11 protein-coding genes and 2 tRNA genes are annotated in these 17,669 nt (G+C 63.9%); 5 read left to right on the plus strand and 8 right to left on the minus strand.

Annotated features, from left to right (window positions below; genetic code table 11):
* Positions 1 to 2 precede the first annotated feature (2 nt).
* Together EUV02_RS00210 and EUV02_RS00215 are read left to right on the plus strand one after the other, a co-directional pair.
* On the plus strand, positions 3 to 3,224 hold the full coding sequence (locus EUV02_RS00210) for an efflux RND transporter permease subunit (RefSeq protein ID WP_135245302.1): 3,222 nt from the start codon (positions 3 to 5) through the stop codon (positions 3,222 to 3,224).
* On the plus strand, positions 3,221 to 3,538 hold the full coding sequence (locus EUV02_RS00215) for an ArsR/SmtB family transcription factor (protein WP_135244236.1): 318 nt from the start codon (positions 3,221 to 3,223) through the stop codon (positions 3,536 to 3,538). Before EUV02_RS00210 ends, EUV02_RS00215 begins: the two co-directional genes overlap by 4 nt.
* A 277-nt stretch (positions 3,539 to 3,815) precedes the next feature.
* Here EUV02_RS00215 and EUV02_RS00220 read toward each other — a convergent pair.
* The 3 genes from EUV02_RS00220 to nth form a co-directional block, all read right to left on the minus strand.
* Positions 3,816 to 3,892: transfer RNA gene (locus EUV02_RS00220), tRNA-Arg, on the minus strand.
* 48 nt (positions 3,893 to 3,940) lie between these two features.
* Positions 3,941 to 4,351, minus strand: a complete 411-nt coding sequence (locus EUV02_RS00225) for a hypothetical protein (protein ID WP_135244237.1) — start codon at positions 4,349 to 4,351, stop codon at positions 3,941 to 3,943.
* Between the two features lie 67 nt (positions 4,352 to 4,418).
* Positions 4,419 to 5,060: an endonuclease III gene (nth, locus tag EUV02_RS00230; protein ID WP_135244238.1), complete on the minus strand. Its 642-nt coding sequence runs from the start codon at positions 5,058 to 5,060 to the stop codon at positions 4,419 to 4,421.
* On the opposite strand from nth, the gene EUV02_RS00235 reads away from it, so the two are divergent.
* Complete coding sequence (locus EUV02_RS00235) at positions 5,059 to 5,607, plus strand: DUF2244 domain-containing protein (RefSeq protein ID WP_135244239.1); 549 nt, start codon at positions 5,059 to 5,061, stop codon at positions 5,605 to 5,607. The genes nth and EUV02_RS00235 overlap by 2 nt on opposite strands.
* Complete coding sequence (solA, locus tag EUV02_RS00240; RefSeq protein ID WP_135244240.1) at positions 5,604 to 6,785, plus strand: N-methyl-L-tryptophan oxidase; 1,182 nt, start codon at positions 5,604 to 5,606, stop codon at positions 6,783 to 6,785. Before EUV02_RS00235 ends, solA begins: the two co-directional genes overlap by 4 nt.
* A gap of 7 nt (positions 6,786 to 6,792) precedes the next feature.
* On the opposite strand, the gene EUV02_RS00245 is transcribed toward solA, so the two are convergent.
* The 5 genes from EUV02_RS00245 to EUV02_RS00265 form a co-directional block, all read right to left on the minus strand.
* A complete protein-coding gene (locus EUV02_RS00245) occupies positions 6,793 to 8,208 on the minus strand; it encodes a sigma-54-dependent transcriptional regulator (protein WP_135244241.1) in 1,416 nt (471 codons plus the stop codon).
* Positions 8,205 to 8,750 (minus strand): heme NO-binding domain-containing protein, encoded by a 546-nt coding sequence (locus EUV02_RS00250; protein WP_135244242.1) that lies wholly within the window; start codon positions 8,748 to 8,750, stop codon positions 8,205 to 8,207. The genes EUV02_RS00245 and EUV02_RS00250 overlap by 4 nt, the downstream gene beginning before the upstream one ends.
* Before the next feature lie 197 nt (positions 8,751 to 8,947).
* On the minus strand, positions 8,948 to 10,576 hold the full coding sequence (locus EUV02_RS00255) for a response regulator (protein WP_135244243.1): 1,629 nt from the start codon (positions 10,574 to 10,576) through the stop codon (positions 8,948 to 8,950).
* Between the two features lie 56 nt (positions 10,577 to 10,632).
* On the minus strand, positions 10,633 to 14,217 hold the full coding sequence (locus tag EUV02_RS00260; protein WP_166430437.1) for an ATP-binding protein: 3,585 nt from the start codon (positions 14,215 to 14,217) through the stop codon (positions 10,633 to 10,635).
* 122 nt (positions 14,218 to 14,339) lie between these two features.
* Positions 14,340 to 14,413, minus strand: a tRNA-Gly gene (locus EUV02_RS00265).
* A 339-nt stretch (positions 14,414 to 14,752) separates the two neighbouring features.
* Between EUV02_RS00265 and EUV02_RS00270 the strand changes: the two genes are divergently transcribed.
* Positions 14,753 to 17,569, plus strand: a complete 2,817-nt coding sequence (locus EUV02_RS00270; protein ID WP_166430438.1) for an autotransporter family protein — start codon at positions 14,753 to 14,755, stop codon at positions 17,567 to 17,569.
* The last annotated feature ends 100 nt before the right edge of the window (positions 17,570 to 17,669 follow it).

Genomic DNA, 17,669 nt, shown 5'->3' on the forward strand with positions numbered 1-17,669 from the left:
AAGTGAAGCTCGGCATATCGGGTAATTTGACGCGCGCGACGATCAATTCACCGCTGACGCCGCTGCTGCTGCTCGCGGCAATCGCCATCGGCCTGCTGGCATTGATGTCGATCCCGCGCGAGGAGGAGCCGCAGATCAGCGTGCCGATGGTCGACATTCAGGTGATGGCGCCGGGGCTGGCGGCAGCGGACGCCGTCGAGCTCGTCGGCATCCCGCTCGAGACCATCGTCAAGAGCGTCGACGGTGTCGAGCACGTCTACACCCAGGCCGAAGACGACGGTGTGATGGTCACCGCGCGCTTCCTCGTCGGCTCGAACCCCGAAGCGGCGGCAACGCGCATCGAGGAGAAATTGCGCGCCAACTGGGACCGCATCCCCGTCGGCATCCCCGATCCCAAGGTCACCGTGCGCGGCATCAACGATGTGCCGATGGTGGTGCTGACCTTGTCGCCCAAACCCGGTGCTGCGGGGCAATGGACCGATGCCGCGCTGTACGAACTCGCGGTCAAGCTGCGTACCGAAATCGCCAAGGTCGACAATGTCGGGCTGACCTTCCTGACCGGCGGGCGGCCCGATGAAATCCGCATTGCGCCCGACCCGGCGCGGCTGGCGCAACATCGGGTGCCGCTGGGCAGCATCATCGAGGCGGCAAGCCAGGCCAACCGCGCCTTCCCGGCCGGCAGCATTCGCGACGGCGGCCAGGCTGTCGCCGTGACCTCGGGGCAGACGCTTGGCAGCTCCACCGAAGTCGGCCAGTTGACGGTGCGTTCGGTGACCGGTGCGCCGGTCTATTTGCGCGATGTCGCCACCGTCAGCCAAGGCCCGCGCGAGGACCAGGCGCGGGCGTGGCGCTGGGCGCGCGCCGACGACGGGTGGCATAGCGCGCCCGCTGTCAGCATCGCGGTCGCCAAGCGCGCCGGGGCGAACGCCGTGGTGGTATCCGACGCGCTGCTGGCGCGTGTCGAGGCGCTCAAGGGCAGCCTGATCCCCGCCGGGGTCGAGGTGTCGGTCACGCGCAACTACGGCGCCTCGGCAAACGAAAAGGCCAATGAACTGCTCTACCACCTCGGGCTGGCGACGGTGTCGATTGTCGTGCTGATCGGCTTTGCCATCGGCTGGCGCGAGGCCGCGGTCACCGCAGTCGTCATCCCGACGACGATCCTGCTAACGATGTTTGCCTCCAACCTGATGGGCTACACGATCAACCGCGTCAGCCTGTTCGCGCTGATTTTCTCGATCGGCATTCTGGTCGATGATGCCATCGTCATTATCGAAAACATCGCGCGCCACTGGGCGATGCCCGATGACCGCACGCGCACGCAGGCCGCCATCGAAGCCGTCGCCGAAGTCGGCAATCCCACTGTCGTCGCCACGCTGACGGTGGTCGCGGCGCTGTTGCCGATGCTGTTCGTCGGCGGGCTGATGGGGCCGTATATGGCGCCGATTCCGGTCAACGCCTCGGCAGCGATGATCTTCTCGTTCTTCGTCGCGGTAATCTTCGCGCCGTGGCTGATGATCCGCTTTGCGCACAAGGCTCTGACAGGTGAAAGCGCCCACGGCCACGAAGACGCCAGCGGCGGCAAGCTCGGCGCACTCTATGCCCGCGTCGCGCACCGCGTCATCGACAGCCGCAGCAGCGCGCGCAACTTTCTGATCGCCGTCGGCGTCGCGACGCTGGTCGCGGGCTCGATGTTCTATTTCAAGGCGGTGACGGTCAAGCTGCTGCCGTTCGACAACAAGTCCGAAGTCCAGGTCGTCGTCGATATGCCCGAAGGCACCAGTCTCGAGGTGACCGAACGCACGCTCGATGCAGTCGCAGCGGTCGTGCGCAAATTGCCCGAGGCGGTGTCGATGGAGGCCTATGCCGGCACCTCGGCGCCGTTTAACTTCAACGGTCTGGTACGCCATTATTTCCTGCGCAACCGCCCCGAAATGGGCGACGTCATGGTGACGCTGCTGCCCAAGGACGAACGCGACCGCGCCAGTCACAACATCGCGCTCGACCTGCGCGAACAGCTCAAGGCGCTCAAGCTGCCCGAAGGTGCGTCGATCAAGGTCGTCGAAACGCCACCCGGCCCGCCGGTGCTGGCAACCTTGCTCGCCGAAATCTACGGCCCCAATGAAAAGACCCGCCGCGCTACCGCCGATGAAGTCGCCAAGGTCTTCCGCTCGATTCCGTTCATCGTCGATGTCGATGTCAGCAGCGGCCAGACGCGTCCGCGGTTGCGGCTGGTGCCCGACCGCGCGCGGCTCGATTACTACAACCTGTCCGAGCGCGAGCTGCACGATTCGATCGGCGCGCTGCTCGGCAACCGCACCATCGGCTATGCGCCGCGCGGCGACAGCCGGACGCCGCTGCCGATCACCATCGCGCTGCCGCAATCGGCACGCAGCTGGTCGAGCACGCTCGCCAGCACGCCGGTCGCGGTGACACGCGACGGCGGTAGCCCGCAGCTCGTCGAACTCGGCACGCTGGTCGAAGCGCGTCACGAAGCCGGCAGCCACACCCTGTTCCGCCGCGACGGCCGCGCCGCCGACATGGTCACCGCCGAACTGGCGGGCGAATATGAAGCGCCGATCTACGGCGTGCTCGCCGTCAACCGCGCCATCGACACTGTCGACTGGGCCGCCAAGGGGCTGACCAAGCCGGTCATCCGCTTTGCCGGCCAGCCAGACGACGAATCGGTGACCAGCCTGCTCTGGGACGGCGAATGGGAAATCACCTGGGTGACGTTCCGCGACATGGGCGCGGCGTTCATGGTGGCGTTGCTCGGCATCTACGTGCTGGTGGTGGCGCAGTTCCGCAGCTTCAAGCTGCCGCTGGTCATCCTGACCCCGGTGCCGCTGACGCTGGTCGGCATCGTCATCGGCCATATCCTGTTTTCGGCGCCGTTCACCGCGACCTCGATGATCGGCTTCATCGCGCTGTCGGGGATCATCGTGCGCAACTCGATCCTGCTGGTCGATTTCATCCGCCACACCGCAGCCCCCGGCAAGCCGTTGCGCGACACGCTGGTCGAAGCCGGGCGCATCCGCTTCAAGCCGATCGTGCTGACGGCGGCTGCAGCGATGATCGGCGCCGCCGTGATCCTGACCGACCCGATTTTCCAGGGGCTAGCGATCTCGCTGCTGTTCGGCCTCGCCTCGTCGACATTGCTGACGGTGCTGGTTATTCCGGCCATCTATGTGGTGCTGCGCGATGACGGAAAGGCCGCGACCCGATGAACCTGAGTGCTACCAGCATCGAGGCACTTGCCGCGCGCGCGACCGTTGCTGCGGCGACGCTCAAGCTGCTCGCCAATGAACAGCGGCTGCTGCTGCTGTGCCGGCTGACTCAGGGCGAGGCCCCGGTGGGCGATCTCGTCGAACACCTCGGCCAGTCGCAATCGAGCGTATCACAGCACTTGGCGCGCCTGCGCGAAGGCGGCCTCGTGACGACGCGCCGCGAGGGTACCGCCATCCACTACCGGCTTGCCGACGCCGGCGTCAGCCAACTCATCGATGCGCTCTGCGACCGCTTTGGCGGCGAACCCGGCTAGGCAGCTACAAGCCCTTAGAAGCGGACTGTCCGCTTTCGGGAATAACCTGGATGCAACTGAATGTCGCGAATGGGGCGCGAAGCTGCCAGGCAGCTTTAGGTTCGTCGCCTCCGAGTTTCTAGACCAGCTTTGAAGCTTGAATTGCAACGAGCGGCAAGGCGAGTCACCGCGATTCTAGCGAGGCATCTTGGCTCCGCAGTGGCTCCGCAAATTGCCTCGATACACTAGCAATTTTCTGTATTCCACCTCGAGCGGGCCCTCTCCATAGAGGGATTTATGGTGCACCCGACAGGATTCGAACCTGTGGCCTCTGCCTTCGGAGGGCAGCGCTCTATCCAGCTGAGCTACGGGTGCCGATTGGTGGCGGGGCTTAGCAACTCTTGGCTGCAAGCGCCAGCATCATCAGCGCGGGACCGGCGTGGCCTTAGGGGGCGGGGTGTAGGGGACGAACTGGCCCAGGCCGCAGACCGAGCCTTTCACCGGGCCACCACCCTGAACAATCACGGTGATGGTGTTGACCGAGCACAGGTCGTTGATGCTGGTTTCATAGCCAAAGGCGCGGTTGAGCGCGAGGCCGGGGCACGGGAAGGGCAGTGTGTTGCGATAGATACTGCCGTCGTTCATGACGAAATCGATGACGCTGTCGCTGACGATACGCGATTCGCGGATCTGGGTTAGCCGCACACACATCTGCGTGCCGGCGGTGGGCGGTGGTGCGGCCGCGACTGCGGGTTTGGGCTTGGTTTCGGTACATGCCGCGAGCACCAGCGACGCGCCGACGATGACCCCAAGCTGCCAATGAATCTGCCGCATTTTACCTCTCCCGTCGTTGGCGCGTATCATGCCAGACAATCGTCCCAGCGTGCAATGGCGGTGCGGCTCAGCCCGGCGCCGCGGATTTGCCGGGAAAGTCGCACAAGTCGGCAATCGGGCAGCGCCAGCATTCAGGTTTGCGTGCCTTGCAGACATAGCGCCCGTGCAGGATCAGCCAGTGGTGCGCATGGCGGCGATAGGCCGGCGGGATGACCGCCATCAACCCATCCTCGACGATGCGGACGTTCTTGCCCGGCGCCAGTCCGGTGCGGTTGGCAACGCGGAAGATGTGCGTGTCGACGGCGCAAGTTTCGGCTCCAAAGGCGATGTTGAGCACGACATTGGCGGTCTTGCGCCCGACGCCAGGCAGCGCTTCGAGTGCATCGCGGTCGTTTGGCACCTCGCCGCTATAATTCGCCACCAGCGAAGCGCTCAGTGCGATGACGTTCTTTGCCTTGGTGTTGAACAGTCCGATGGTGCGGATGTGGCGGCGCAGGCCTTCCTCGCCTAGGTCGAGCATCGCCTGCGGTGTCTGCACGGTTTCGAACAGTTCGGCGGTCGCCTTGTTGACGCCGACGTCAGTGGCTTGCGCCGACAGTACCACCGCCACCAGCAGCGTGTAGGTGTTGACATAGGCCAGCTCGGTTTCGGGCGCCGGGTCGGCGGCGGCGAGCCTTGCGAACATCGATTCAATCTGCTGCGGCGTCATGGCTCATCCTGTTGGCGATATCGCTATCGCATGGCACGCGGCGCCGCGCTATGACCGCGTCATGGCCTCGGCAGTTATCGATCTGACGCTCACACCTAACCGGTCGCTCGACCGGCGCCACAGCCGCTGGCTGATCGCCGGCGTCGGCGGGGTGTTCCTGCTGATGGGTGTGCGGTTGCTGTTTTTGGGCGCTTGGCCGGTCATTCCCTTCATGATCGCCGATGTGCTGCTGCTTTCATGGGCGTTCCGCGCCAGCTACCGGGCGGGTCGCGCCTATGAATGGCTGCGCATCGAAGACGGCTGGCTGACGCTATGCCGCGTCAGCGCGTACGGCCAGCGTCAGCCGATCCGTTTTGATCCCGACCGCACCGTCGCGCGGCTCGAACGCATATCCGAAGACCAGAACCGGCTGTGGCTGGCGAGCGGCGCGCAGCGCGCCAGCGTCGGCGCGTTCCTGTCACCGGCCGAGCGCGAGGCCTTGTATCCGGTGCTGGCGGGCGGGCTCGCACGATGGCGAGCCGCGCAGCGTAGCGGCGGCTTGCGCTGAACACTGCCGCACCCGCCTATGATGTCGCGATCGTCGGGCTGGGGGCGATGGGCGTGGCGACGCTTTATCAACTGGCCAGGCGCGGTGTCCGGGCCATCGGCTTCGACAGCTTCACGCCGCCGCATGGCTTCGGGTCGAGCCATGGCGAGACGCGCATCACGCGACAGGCAATTGGTGAGGGCGCGGGCTATGTGCCTTTGGTGCTGCGGTCGCATCAAATCTGGGACGAGCTTGAGGCCGCGACCGGCACGCGGCTGATCACGCGCTGCGGGTTTCTGGCGATCGCCGCAGCCGACGCACGCGCCGAAATGCACGGCAAGACCGGCTTTGTCGAAACGACGATTGCCGCCGCACGGCTGCACGGAATCGTCCATGAACTGCCGACGGCGGCCGAGGCCGCGCGGCGCTTCCCGCAATTCGCACTGCGCGGCGATGAAACCTGCTATTATGAGCCCGGCGGCGGCTATGTTCATCCCGAAGCCTGCATCGCGGCGCAGTTGCAGGAGGCGCAGCGGCTGGGTGCCGCGTTGCAGCTTGATACCAGAGTGCAGGCGGTGGTTCGGGACGGGGTCGGGGTGCGCATCGAAACATCTGTAGGCGATTTCCACGCTGCACACGCGGTTGTCGCGGCAGGGGCCTGGGCGGGCGATTTTGTCGGCGCGGCATTGCGGCTCAACTTTGCTATCTACCGCCAGGTGCTTCACTGGCTGCCGGTCACCGCACCCGGGCTGTTCGCCCCTGATGCCGCCCCCGTTTTCATCTGGAGCTACGGCGCCGACTCCGAAGACCAGCTCTACGGCTTCCCGCCGCTGCCCGGTGCCACATCAATGAAATGCGCCGCCGAATATTACCGCAGCACCATCGACCCCGACAGCGACTGGCGCGACATCAGCGCGGATGAAGCTGCAACGTTCTACACCCGCCATGTAGCAGGCCGCATCAACGGCGTCGGCGCAGTGGCAGCGCGGTCGCAGGCCTGCATCTACACTGTCACGCCCGACGGCGATTTCGTCATCGACGACTTGGACAGCGCGCCGGTCACCTTGGTTTCCGCCTGCTCGGGACACGGCTTCAAGCACTCGGCAGCCATCGGCGAGGCCGTCGCTCAGCAGCTAACCGGATCATCGTCGCTCCTGTCCGCTGGGCTGTTCGCCGCCAAGCGGTTCGCGAGCGTCTAGCGCCGCCTCAGGCGGCGATGCCGCTCCAGCGTTCGCGCTTGCGGTAGAGCGTCGACGGGCTGATACCGAGGCTGCGCGCTGCCGCCGGAAGGCTGCCGTTGTTGGCATCGATGACATGTTCGATGACCAGGCGCTCGATCGCGTCGAGCGTCAGCCCCGACAGGCCTTCGATTCCTGGCGGTGCGTAGGTCGACGGGTTGGCCATGCCGAACGACGCGCCTTCGGCGGCCAACGCCGGGCGCGCTGGTGCCGTGGCGAAGTCGGCGAGGTTGAGCGCTGGCCCTTCCGACATTACGACCGCGCGTCGGATGACATTCTGCAACTCGCGTACATTGCCCGGCCAGTTATAGGCACCGAGCTTGGCCTGGTCATCGACCGACAGCGGATCGAAGTGTTTGTGTTCTTCGCGGGCGAATCGCTCGAGGAACGCTTGCGCCAACTGGATGACATCGCTGCCGCGCTCGCGCAACGGCGGCATCTCGAGCGGGATGACCGCCAGCCGGTAGAATAAATCTTCACGGAAGCGCCCGGCGGCAACTTCGGCGGTCGGGTCGCGGTTGGTGGCGCAAATGACGCGCACATCGACCGGCTCGGGTTTGCTGCTGCCGACGCGCTGGATCATGCCGGTCTGCAGGAAGCGAAGCAGCTTGACCTGCAGCTTGAGCTCCATTTCGCAGATTTCGTCGAGGAACAGTGTGCCGCCATCGGCTTCCTTCGCCGCGCCGAGGCGGTTGTCGATGGCGCCGGTAAACGCGCCCTTGATATGGCCGAACAGTTCAGATTCGAGCAGGTTTTCCGGAATTGCACCGCAGTTGATCGCCACGAATGGCCGTTCATGGCGTCGGCTAGCGCGGTGTATGGCCTCGGCGGCGACTTCCTTGCCGCTGCCGCTTTCGCCGGTGATGAACACCGTTGCCTTCGAATCGGCGACACTTTCGACGGCGCGGTAAACCGCCTGCATGGCGCTCGAGCGTCCGATGAAGCCCTGGAAATTGTCGCGTGTCGTCAGCGAGCGGACGACCTTGACTTCTTCGGCGAGGACATGGTGTTCGGCGGCATTGCGGACTGTCGTCAGCAGGCGTTCTGCGGCGAGCGGCTTGACGAGGAAGTCGTAGGTGCCAAGCCGCATGGCAGCGATAGCGCGCTTGATCGAGCCGTCCGAGGTGATGACGATGATGCTGCTTTTTTCAGCGAGTTCGGGCTGTCCCGCCAGCCAGTCGAGCCCGTCGCAGTCGGGCAGCTGCAAATCGAGCAACACGACATCATAGGGTTCTGTCGCGCTGTCGATGAGCTGGCGCGCGGCTGCACCGCTGTCGGCGATATCGACGGTGTGACCGATGCCTTCCAGATGTGCGGCATAGGTCATGGCGAGCGAAGCAACATCTTCGACCACGAGAATGCGCGCGGCGACGGTTGGGGTCATTGCGGAGCTTCCTCTGCTGAAATTATGAAGGTTGCGGCATCGTCGCGGGCATCGGCGGCCCAGCGCAGCTGTCGTAAATCGCCATAGGTATCCAGGCACGCGCGGATCAGGCCATAGGCGATGTGCGCCATTGGACGGTGGGACCGGTAGGTGACTGTCAGCTGATTGCCGTCAGTCACGGCGTCAATCTGCGGCGGTTTGGCATCGGGGTAAAGCACGCGTACTTCTTCGTGGATGTGCGAGCCGACATGAATAAGCAGCGCATCAGCGCTGGCGTAACGCGCCATTATTTCCGGGAACAGCACGTTGAAGCGCCCGTAGAGCCATGCGCCATAATCCTCACAGATTTGTGGGCCTTCCGATCCGCTCAATTGCGCGGCGATCCCGACCATCGTCAACGCATCGCGACTTGGATAATTACCGACGCTGGTGAAGGCGCCGTCGTTTTCGAGGTCGCTATCGGTAATGACCGCATCGGCGAATTCGATACCGTAGCGAGTTTCTAGAAACCCGACCAACTCGGTAAATATGATGCCCTTCATGACTTGCTAACCCCTGGAACCACGTGACCAGCCATGCTGATCGAATCAGCGCGATGCAAGCCATGTGCCAAGTACCTCCCTGCGCGCGAACGGCAGGTTGGTCGCATTATGCGAAGAATACTCGCATTTTGCACAATATCTATTGAATTTTGCAAAAATCGTCGCTCGAAAATGCAACGACAGATTTGCAAATTGCTTCAGCCGGGACTTCGCCTCAGCAGGCTGCGCCCTGTGTCAATGGTGGCGCGCGCCAGAGCGACCAGATTGTCGGCAAGTGCTCTATCCGGCATGTCGCGGGAGCGACTTCCATCGAGCATGTGCATCAAGGCGGTGGCGCCAAACGCCGAAGCAATTCCGACAAGGCTATGCCGGGCGCGGCGAACGCCTTCGGCATCCCGGGCTGTAACCGCGGCCGAAAACTCACCGGACAATTGTTCGATATCGCTCACCATCTGGTCGAACAGCTGGCGGCGGCGGGCAGAAGGCAGAGTCGCCATAGCGTTTTCGAACACGGACACGTCAAATACATCGGCATCACGCGCTGCAAAAGCTGCGGCCAGCGCCGAGAAAAGCGCCGGTACGCCGATTGGCTTGGCAAGGCAGGCGGTCATGCCCGCAACGGTCAATGTATCGCGTTCGGCCTGGATTGCCTGCGCGGTGACGCCGATAATTGGCACAGCACCGGCCGCGCCCGGCAGTTGGCGGATCTGCCGTGTGGCCTCGGCGCCGTCCATTACCGGCATCTGGATGTCCATCAGGATGACATCGATATCACCCTTTCGGGCCTCGGCGAGCGCCTGTGCCCCGTCGCCGACGACGCGGTAGTCGCAGCCTAGCGTGTCTAGCATGCTGGTCAGCACAATCTGGTTGGTTTCGATGTCATCGGCAACCAGGATGCGCGGCCGCCGCCCGGCAACACGCAGCTGCGCGACGCCGGTCGCGGCGGTCGCTGCGGCCGGGGCCGGTAGGACGACGTCGCCGGGCATGGCCACATCGTCGGCTACATCGATGATATTGTCGATGAGCACCCGCAACGCGTCACCAGCGTCCTGTGCACGGTCGAGTTGCGCATGCTGTTCGGGGTTGAGCGGCGTATTGCGCAGTGCCGTCATCATCCCGAGCACGCCGTTCACCGGGGTGCGGATCTGGTGACTCATCGCGGCAAGAAACTGCGATTTGGCCCGGCTGGCCGCGGCGACGGCATCGTTGCTGGCGCGCAACTCGGCCGACAGGCGTTCGAGTTCGGCAACGCGCTCGGCAAGACGGATCTCGGTGCGCAGTAGCCTTTGCAGGTTGCGCTCGCCGGTCATTTGCAGCGCCTTGACGCGGCGCTCGGCGGCGCGCTGTTCGGTCACATCTTGTACCGTGCCCGACACGACATCGCCGCCATTTTCAGGATCTCGCCGCAGGATCCACCGGAACCAGCGCACCGCGCCGTCGATACGGACGATCCGGCATTCGTATCGATGGTCACAATTAGCGGCGACCTGCCCCGCGAAGAACGCAGCGGCCGCGGCCTCGATTCGCCTGCGGTCGAGGGGGTGCAGCGCGCGCAAAACATCATCACCGTCGGCACGCTGGCCAGGTGGCAGACCAAGCATTTCCGTCAGCTGCGGCGACAGCAGGAAATCCGCGCCCGGCTCGCGGTAGATCGTCGCCAGCTGTGCCGTACGCTGGGCGCGGATCAGGTTGCGGTTGCCAATGTCGAGCTTGGAAACCAGGTCGGATTCGCGCTGCCGGAGTTCGCGGTTGCTGCGGTCGAGGTCACGCGAAATGCGCTCGAGCAGCATCTCGGCCTCGGCCTGCGCAGCTTCGGCGCGCCGCAACCGCCGCTCGGCAAGCGCCAGCCGTTCGGTGATTTCCGGATCAGGCGTCGCAGCGCTCATGATGTGACCCCCGCCGCCCTGTCGACATCCACCAGCACGGCAGCGCCGGCATCGGCGACTACCTCGCCGAACCAGACGCAATGCGCCGGTGCGACCTGCGCGAGCAGTTTTTCACCGAAGGCGCACCAGATCGCCAGCGTGGTTTCGCCGATCGAACCGGCAAGCCCCTTTGCGGCATGCAGCGCGCGTGTCGCTGCTTCCGCGTCGCCGGCTGCCAGTGCGGCGGACAGTTCGCTGGTCAATCGCGGCAAATCGCGGTGCACGCTCGCCGCTAGTCGCTGGCGGATGTCGGCCGGTAGTCCGTCGAAAACTTGCGGCGCCTCCGGCACCGGCGCCTCCGCCAGCGGGTGCAGCAGCAACGGCCCGAGTGCGGCGAGCATGGAGTGCCGACTGAACGGCTTGGCTAGCGAGGCGTCGATGCCGGCACGCACCAGCTTGTCGCTCGTCGGCTCGTCGGGGCTGGCAGTAAACCCGACGACACGGCGCGCCGCGACGCCGGCGGGCAGCAGACGCATCAACTCGATGGTGGCGGCACCGTCTAGCACCGGCATGCTGCTGTCCATCAGCACCGCATCGAAGCGGCGATGCGCCATTGCGGCAAGCCCTGCGACGCCGTCGGGCGCGGATGCGGTATCGCAACCAACCGCCGCCAGATGCGCCTCGGCCACGGTGCGCGTGGCCTCGATGTCGTCGACAACCAATATGCACGGGCGCGTGCCGTCAGGCAGCGCCAGCATGACTGGGACGGGCTCGGGCGCCGGCGCTAGCGCCTCGACGGTGGTGCGGGCCAACGGCAGTTCAACCCAGAAGCAGCTGCCGCCGTCGATATTGCTTTCGGCGCCGACCTGACCGCCCATAGCTTCGGCGAGATGGCGACAGATGGCGAGCCCCAGCCCGGTGCCGCCAAAGCGCCGCGCCGTCGAAGATTCCGCCTGCCGGAACGGCGTGAACAGATGCGGCAAGACTTCGGGATCGATTCCGATACCCGTGTCATGGACCTCAATTCGGATTGGTATGTCGGGTTTGACATCGGCATAGATGTCGATGCGGCCCTGACCGGTGAACTTGACGGCATTGCTGACAAAGTTCGCCAGAACCTGTTGGATCCGGGTCGCATCGCCGATGACTGGCACCGGGCCGACCAGATGGTTGGTGATGGTGACATTCTTGGCGTTCGCCGCCGGGCGGAACAGATTGGCGCTTTCTTCGATGACTTCGGCCAAATCGAAGGCGGCCGCCTCGAGCTCGAACTGGCCGCTGTCGACCTTGGCATGCATCAGAACATCGTCAAGCACCGTCATCAGTGTTCGTGCCGACTGTGCAATTGTGGTCATCGCGCGCACCTGATCGACCTCGTTGGCACCGCGCATCAGCTCGATCATGCCAATGATCCCGGTCATTGGCGTGCGGATTTCATGGCTCATCATAGCCAGCAACTCGGCGCGCTGTTCGGCTGCAAGATCGGCAGCGTCGCGTGCTTCGGTCAACCGCTGTGCCGCTTCGACTTCGTCCGAAACATCGCGGGCGATACCGAACAGCGCAACGGGCACATCTCCGGGCGCGATTTCCACCTGTGCCTTGAGGTCGATCTGGCGCAGCACGCCGTCACCGCGCACGATTGTCGTGCGCAGCGCAAACGGTTGTTTGTCCGCATTGGCGGCATGCACGGCGTCGAGAAGAGTCGCCGCCGATTCGGGCGTGTACATCGCCATGGCATTGTCGAAGCTGATTGGCGCGTCGCGGTCGAGCCCATAGATGCGGTGCATGCCGTCAGACCAGGTCAGGTCGTTGCTACCGTATTCTAGTCGCCAATGGCCGATCTGTGCGGTGTCCTCGGCGAGCATCAGCAGCCGCAGGCTTTCCTGCAGGCGTAACCCGTTCTGCCGCTCTTCGGTTGCGTCATGCATGACTGCTGCAAAGCCGGCGATCTCGCCTGCAGCGTCGCGGATCGGTTCTACCACCAGTGAAGCCCAGAAACTGCTGCCATCGCGCTTGAGCGCCGACCCCTCGCCGAAATAGCGGCCGCTGCTGGCAGCACGCGACAGGATGCGCTGCGACAGGCGTTCGGCCTGACCGTCCTGGCGCAGGAATATGGTGACATTTCGGCCGATGATATCAGCGCTGGAATATTGCGTGATCTGCTCGGCGCCGCGGTTCCAGTTAGTGATATTACCTTCGGCATCGACCATGAAAATCGCGTATTTTCCGACATTCTGTGCGAGCAGTTCGAACGACCGGCTGAGCCGTTGGCGTTCGGCGTCGATGGTCGCTTCCATGACGTCGAAGCTCGCGTGCAGCCGGTCGATTTCGCCCAGCGTCGAGTCGATCGGCTTCAAGGGCGCGTCGCCTGGCATCATTTGCGATGAAAGTTCGGTAATATGCGCGGCGCGGCGCGTCAGTGCCGCAACCGGTACGCCGAGCTGGCGCCGCAGGAACAGGAACACCAGAAGACCCTGTATAAGAGTGCACAGCAACCCGACGAGCAGGACCGATTGCGCCGTCCGCATCGACAGGTCGGCAACCACCGCCTGCGGGTAGAATGTCACGACATACCAGCCCGGCGTCGGGATGCGCTTGAGCGCGGCATAGCCCTGCATCGGCGCGACGAAGCCGGCAAACTGCGGCTCGGCGCGATGTGCGCTGACAAATGCCCAAAGCGCCTTCAGCGATGGATCGTTGGTCTTGGTCAGATCGAGATAGTTGCCGGTGTTGAGATCGGACTGGTGGGTGAAATCGGGGTGGTATATCAACCGTCCCTCGTTCGACATGATGATGACCTTGGCACCGGGCATCTCAGCAAACGAAGTCGAGGCAATCAGGTCATCGAGCAAAAGGCTGACGCCCCAGCTACCGATGTGCTGACCGCGGTAGTCGACCGGGGTCATGCATCCCGTCGTCCAGGTCTTGTGGAACGGATCATACAGGATGCGCTGCAGACTGGTGCAGCGCATGATCCGGCCCTTGTTGTTGGAGGGCAGCATGTTGCGCTCGAATTCCTCGGCCTGAAAATCAAAGGTTGCAGGCGCATCGTGGCGGTAGAACTTCAGCCGGTCGGGGCGTCCGGGCGCAAACATGATCAGGTTGTTCTGTGGTGTGTAGAAATAGAGGCTCTTGATCTCGGGCAATGCGCCTTCGCCAAGCAGCCGGATGACGCCATAGGCCGCCATCAGTGCGCGTTTCTGCTCGGGCGTGACGGCATCCGCCTCGGTGACGATCGCGCCGATACCGCGCACCGTCATACCGTCGGCCAGTGTTTCGCCGTCGAACAGCCCGGGTCGGCTTCGCCTTGTGCCGTCGCCGAACAGCGGGAAGGCAGCATCAAACGCCGCAAAATCGGTCGGATAGGGGCTATCCAGACTCTTTATCATCAACTGGCGCGCGCGCTTTTCGACAAAGGCAATGCGTGCGAAACGCGATTCGAGATCGTTGACCACGTTGGTCGCATGCGCCGACAGATCGGTCAGCGAGTTGGCGACCGAATAGGCGCGGACCTGCAGAAAGATCACCACGGTCGCAATCAAGAACAGCAGACCGATGACCAGCGACAGTCCAAGTGCCGCCCGGCTGGCCAGAGAACGCATTCGCATTCCTCAAGTTTAGCGCCGGCGTCGCCAATAGGACATAAGATTCGCCGGCAAGCCTAGCGACCCCGTAGAAATCCGGTGTTTGCCGCCGTCTGTACGCCAGCGCGAGGGAAATGCGCTGGAGCGGGTGAAGGGAATCGAACCCTCGTCGTAAGCTTGGGAAGCTTCTGCTCTGCCATTGAGCTACACCCGCATTCCGATGGCTTGGGAAAGTCGGCGCTTGGATGACGCTGCGTTTGCCGGTTTGCCGTTAATGCGCGAGTTCGATTGCCATGATGTTGCGCGCCCGGTCAATGCAAATACGTTGAAATGCTGCCGGCCCGATTGTCGGGAGCAGCACGACCGGTCTGCCGAGCCTTGGGCGGGGCGATTTTCAAGCGTCCGGCATCCCGTAAGCATAGCCAAAAAGGTTTACGGACATTTACGTATTTCCCAACCACTTTCGACTGATATACCGTTTTGGTTAATGTTTCAGTTATTTGTTTCGATATCGAAGCAAAGGCGGAAGCGGGAAGCGCAGAGGGGAGAAACCATGAATTTCCGTACCAGAATTCTACTTGCGTCGGTTTGTGCGGCAACGCTGATCGGGCCGGCGCACGCCGATACGTTCATCAACGGCAGCTTTGAAACAGGCACACTCAACGGTTGGACGATTGGCGGCGGCGACTGGTCCGGCGGGCCGTATCCGGTTGCGCAGGACTATCTGCCCGCTGGCAGCGCCTATAATCTTTCGAGCAGCGCGGTGACCATCACCAACGCCGGGTTCGATTCGCGTACCGACAACGTGCTGTCGCAAGTTTACGCGGGCAGCCACTCGGCGCAGGTCAACGACCCGATCAATAACTACAGCGTCTCGGTGATTAGCCAGCGTGTCAACAATTACACTGATCCGTTGATCGCCTTTGCCTATGCGGCCGTGCTTGAGTCTTCGCATGGCGCCACCGATTCCGATGCCTTCATCGTAACGCTCGACGATGCCACCACCCACGAAACGCTGTATTCGTTCAACCTCAATTCGGCGACGGCGCCGGGGGTGTTCACCCAATCGTCGCTGGGCTGGTATTATACCAACTGGCAGACCGTCAGTGTCGATGTGTCGCTGCGTTCGGGGCATGATTTCGTGCTGTCGCTACTCGCCAATGACTGCCCTTACGGTGGCCATGCCGGCTATGCCTATCTCGACGGTTTCGGCGCCACCGAAGGCGGCGGCGGTACCGGTGGCGGCGGCAGCGGCAGCTTCCAATACTGGGACGGCGACGCCGCCGGCAACGCCAACAACGGCCTCGTCGATGGTGGCGACGGCATCTGGAGCGTGACCGCCACCAACTGGACCGACTCGGCGGGCGCCACCAATGGCACGCAGCAGCCTTCGGTGATTTTCTCCAGCGCACCCGGCACCGTCACCATCGACAATAGCGCTGGCGCCGTCAGCGTTACCGGCATGCAATTCGCTGTCGGCGGCTATGTCATCAACGGTGACGCGCTGACGCTCACCGGCCCCGAAGTCGTCATCCAGGTCGGTGACGGCACGGCCGCCGGCGTCGACTATGCTGCCGTGATCGACGCCGAGCTGACCGGTGCATCGGCGCTAACTAAGACCGATCTCGGCACCTTGGTGCTCTGGGGCGTCAACACTTATACCGGTCCGACAAACGTCATGGCGGGCACGCTGGTCGGCAACGCCACCAGCTTCGGCACCGGCGACATGATCAACGACGCGACGCTGGTTTTCGACCAGGCGACATCGGCAACCTTCGCCAATGTCATCGATGGTACCGGCAGCATGATCAAGGCCGGTGCCGGGACGTTGCAGCTGACCGGCACCAGCCCGTTCATCGGCACGACCGAGGTCGCCGAGGGCAAGTTGCAGGTCGATGGCTGGCTCGCGTCTTCGGACGTGACCATCGACGGCGGCGCGACACTCGGCGGCCATGGCATCGTCGGCAACGTACTGGCGCTGGCGGGCTCGACGATTGCGCCGGGCGGGTCGATCGGCACGCTCAGCGTCGCGGGCAACTATGTCCAGAACGCAGCCTCGACGCTGCAGATCGAACTGACCTCGACTGGGTCGACCGACCTGGTCGATGCCACCGGCGGCGCGACGCTGGCAAGCGGCGCTAAGCTCAATGTCACCAAGACCGACGCGCCGCGGTATGTGCTGGGCACGCGCTACACTGTGCTGTCCGCGCCGGGGGGCGTGACCGGCAAGTTCACGCTGTCGGGCCAGACACAGGTGTCGACGTTCATCAACGTCGTCGACCGCTATGACGCGACGCACGCGTACCTCGATGTCCTGCAGACTCGCAGCTTTGCGTCGGCGGCGTTTACCCCCAACCAGCGTGCCGCCGGCACCGCTGCCGACACCGGCACGGGCGTCCTGTACAATGCGCTCGTCTACCTGCCGACCGATGCTGCGGCACAGGCGGCGTTCGATGCGATCTCGGGCGAAATCTACGCAACCACCACCGCTTGGTCGTATGAAGACAGCCGCTTCATCCGCGAAGCCGTGGTGGGTGAGCTTAACGCCAAGCCTACCGGCCGGGCACTGTGGGGCCGGGCCTTTGGGTCGTGGGGCCATATGGACAATGACGGCAACGCCAGTTCGTCCAAGCGCGATATCGGCGGCTTCTTCATCGGTGCCGACTTGTTAAGGAACGAAAAGTTTCAGGTGGGTATCGCCGGTGGCTATGACTACAGCAAGATGAGGGTGCAGGGCCGGTCGTCGACTGCCGCGGCGAATGACTATCATGTTGCGCTGTACGGCGGCTATCGTTCAGGCGGCCTCGGCGTCCAGCTCGGCGGCGCGTACATGTGGCGTAACCTTGGTGTCGATCGCTCGGTGGCGTTTGCCGGCTTCAGCGATACGCTGTCGTCGGACTATAACTCGCACGTCGGACAGATCTTCGGCGATGTCGGCTACCAGTTCGACCTCGCGCACATGCAGATCGAGCCGTTCGCAGAACTGGCGTTCATCAGCATCGGCACCGACGACGTGCTCGAATCGGGTGGTGCGGCAGCACTGCGCGTCCACCAGCAGAACGCCAACATCACCTCGACTCTGCTCGGCGCGCGCCTGCGCACCGAAACCAGCTTCGGCAGCGTCTTCACCACTGCGGCGTGGCGCCATGCCGGCGGCGACACCGCCACGCTGGCGACGATGCAGCTCGTCGGCGGTGGTGCGCCGTTCATCATCGGCGGGCTCCCGATTACCGATAACGCGCTGGCCGTCGACGCCGGGGTGGGCTTCCGCCTCGGTACCAACGGCACGCTCGATATCGCCTACAACGGCCAGATGGGCGGCGGTCTGTCGGATCAGGGCGTCCGCGCCGTGCTGCGCTACTGGTTCTGAAACCTGCTTAATGGCGCGCCGGCGGATGCAACACTGCATCCGCCGGCGTCGTCGTCTTGGCCATGCCGCGTTGACGCAAGCAAGCCCGCGCGGCTAAGCC

The sequence above is a fragment of the Glacieibacterium arshaanense genome, from assembly GCF_004681125.1.
In the GTDB taxonomy this organism is placed as follows: domain Bacteria; phylum Pseudomonadota; class Alphaproteobacteria; order Sphingomonadales; family Sphingomonadaceae; genus Polymorphobacter_A; species Polymorphobacter_A arshaanense.

What these genes read in the sequence shown, in the direction of transcription:
- EUV02_RS00260 (WP_166430437.1), bottom strand. Translation starts at nt 14,217, where the DNA reads ATGCGTTCTCTGGCCAGCCGGGCGGCACTTGGACTGTCGCTGGTCATC.
- EUV02_RS00270 (WP_166430438.1), top strand. Translation starts at nt 14,753, where the DNA reads ATGAATTTCCGTACCAGAATTCTACTTGCGTCGGTTTGTGCGGCAACG.
- nth (WP_135244238.1), bottom strand. Translation starts at nt 5,060, where the DNA reads ATGACGCCGCAGCAGATTGAATCGATGTTCGCAAGGCTCGCCGCCGCC.
- EUV02_RS00235 (WP_135244239.1), top strand. Translation starts at nt 5,059, where the DNA reads ATGGCTCATCCTGTTGGCGATATCGCTATCGCATGGCACGCGGCGCCG.
- EUV02_RS00245 (WP_135244241.1), bottom strand. Translation starts at nt 8,208, where the DNA reads ATGACCCCAACCGTCGCCGCGCGCATTCTCGTGGTCGAAGATGTTGCT.
- EUV02_RS00215 (WP_135244236.1), top strand. Translation starts at nt 3,221, where the DNA reads ATGAACCTGAGTGCTACCAGCATCGAGGCACTTGCCGCGCGCGCGACC.
- EUV02_RS00250 (WP_135244242.1), bottom strand. Translation starts at nt 8,750, where the DNA reads ATGAAGGGCATCATATTTACCGAGTTGGTCGGGTTTCTAGAAACTCGC.
- EUV02_RS00225 (WP_135244237.1), bottom strand. Translation starts at nt 4,351, where the DNA reads ATGCGGCAGATTCATTGGCAGCTTGGGGTCATCGTCGGCGCGTCGCTG.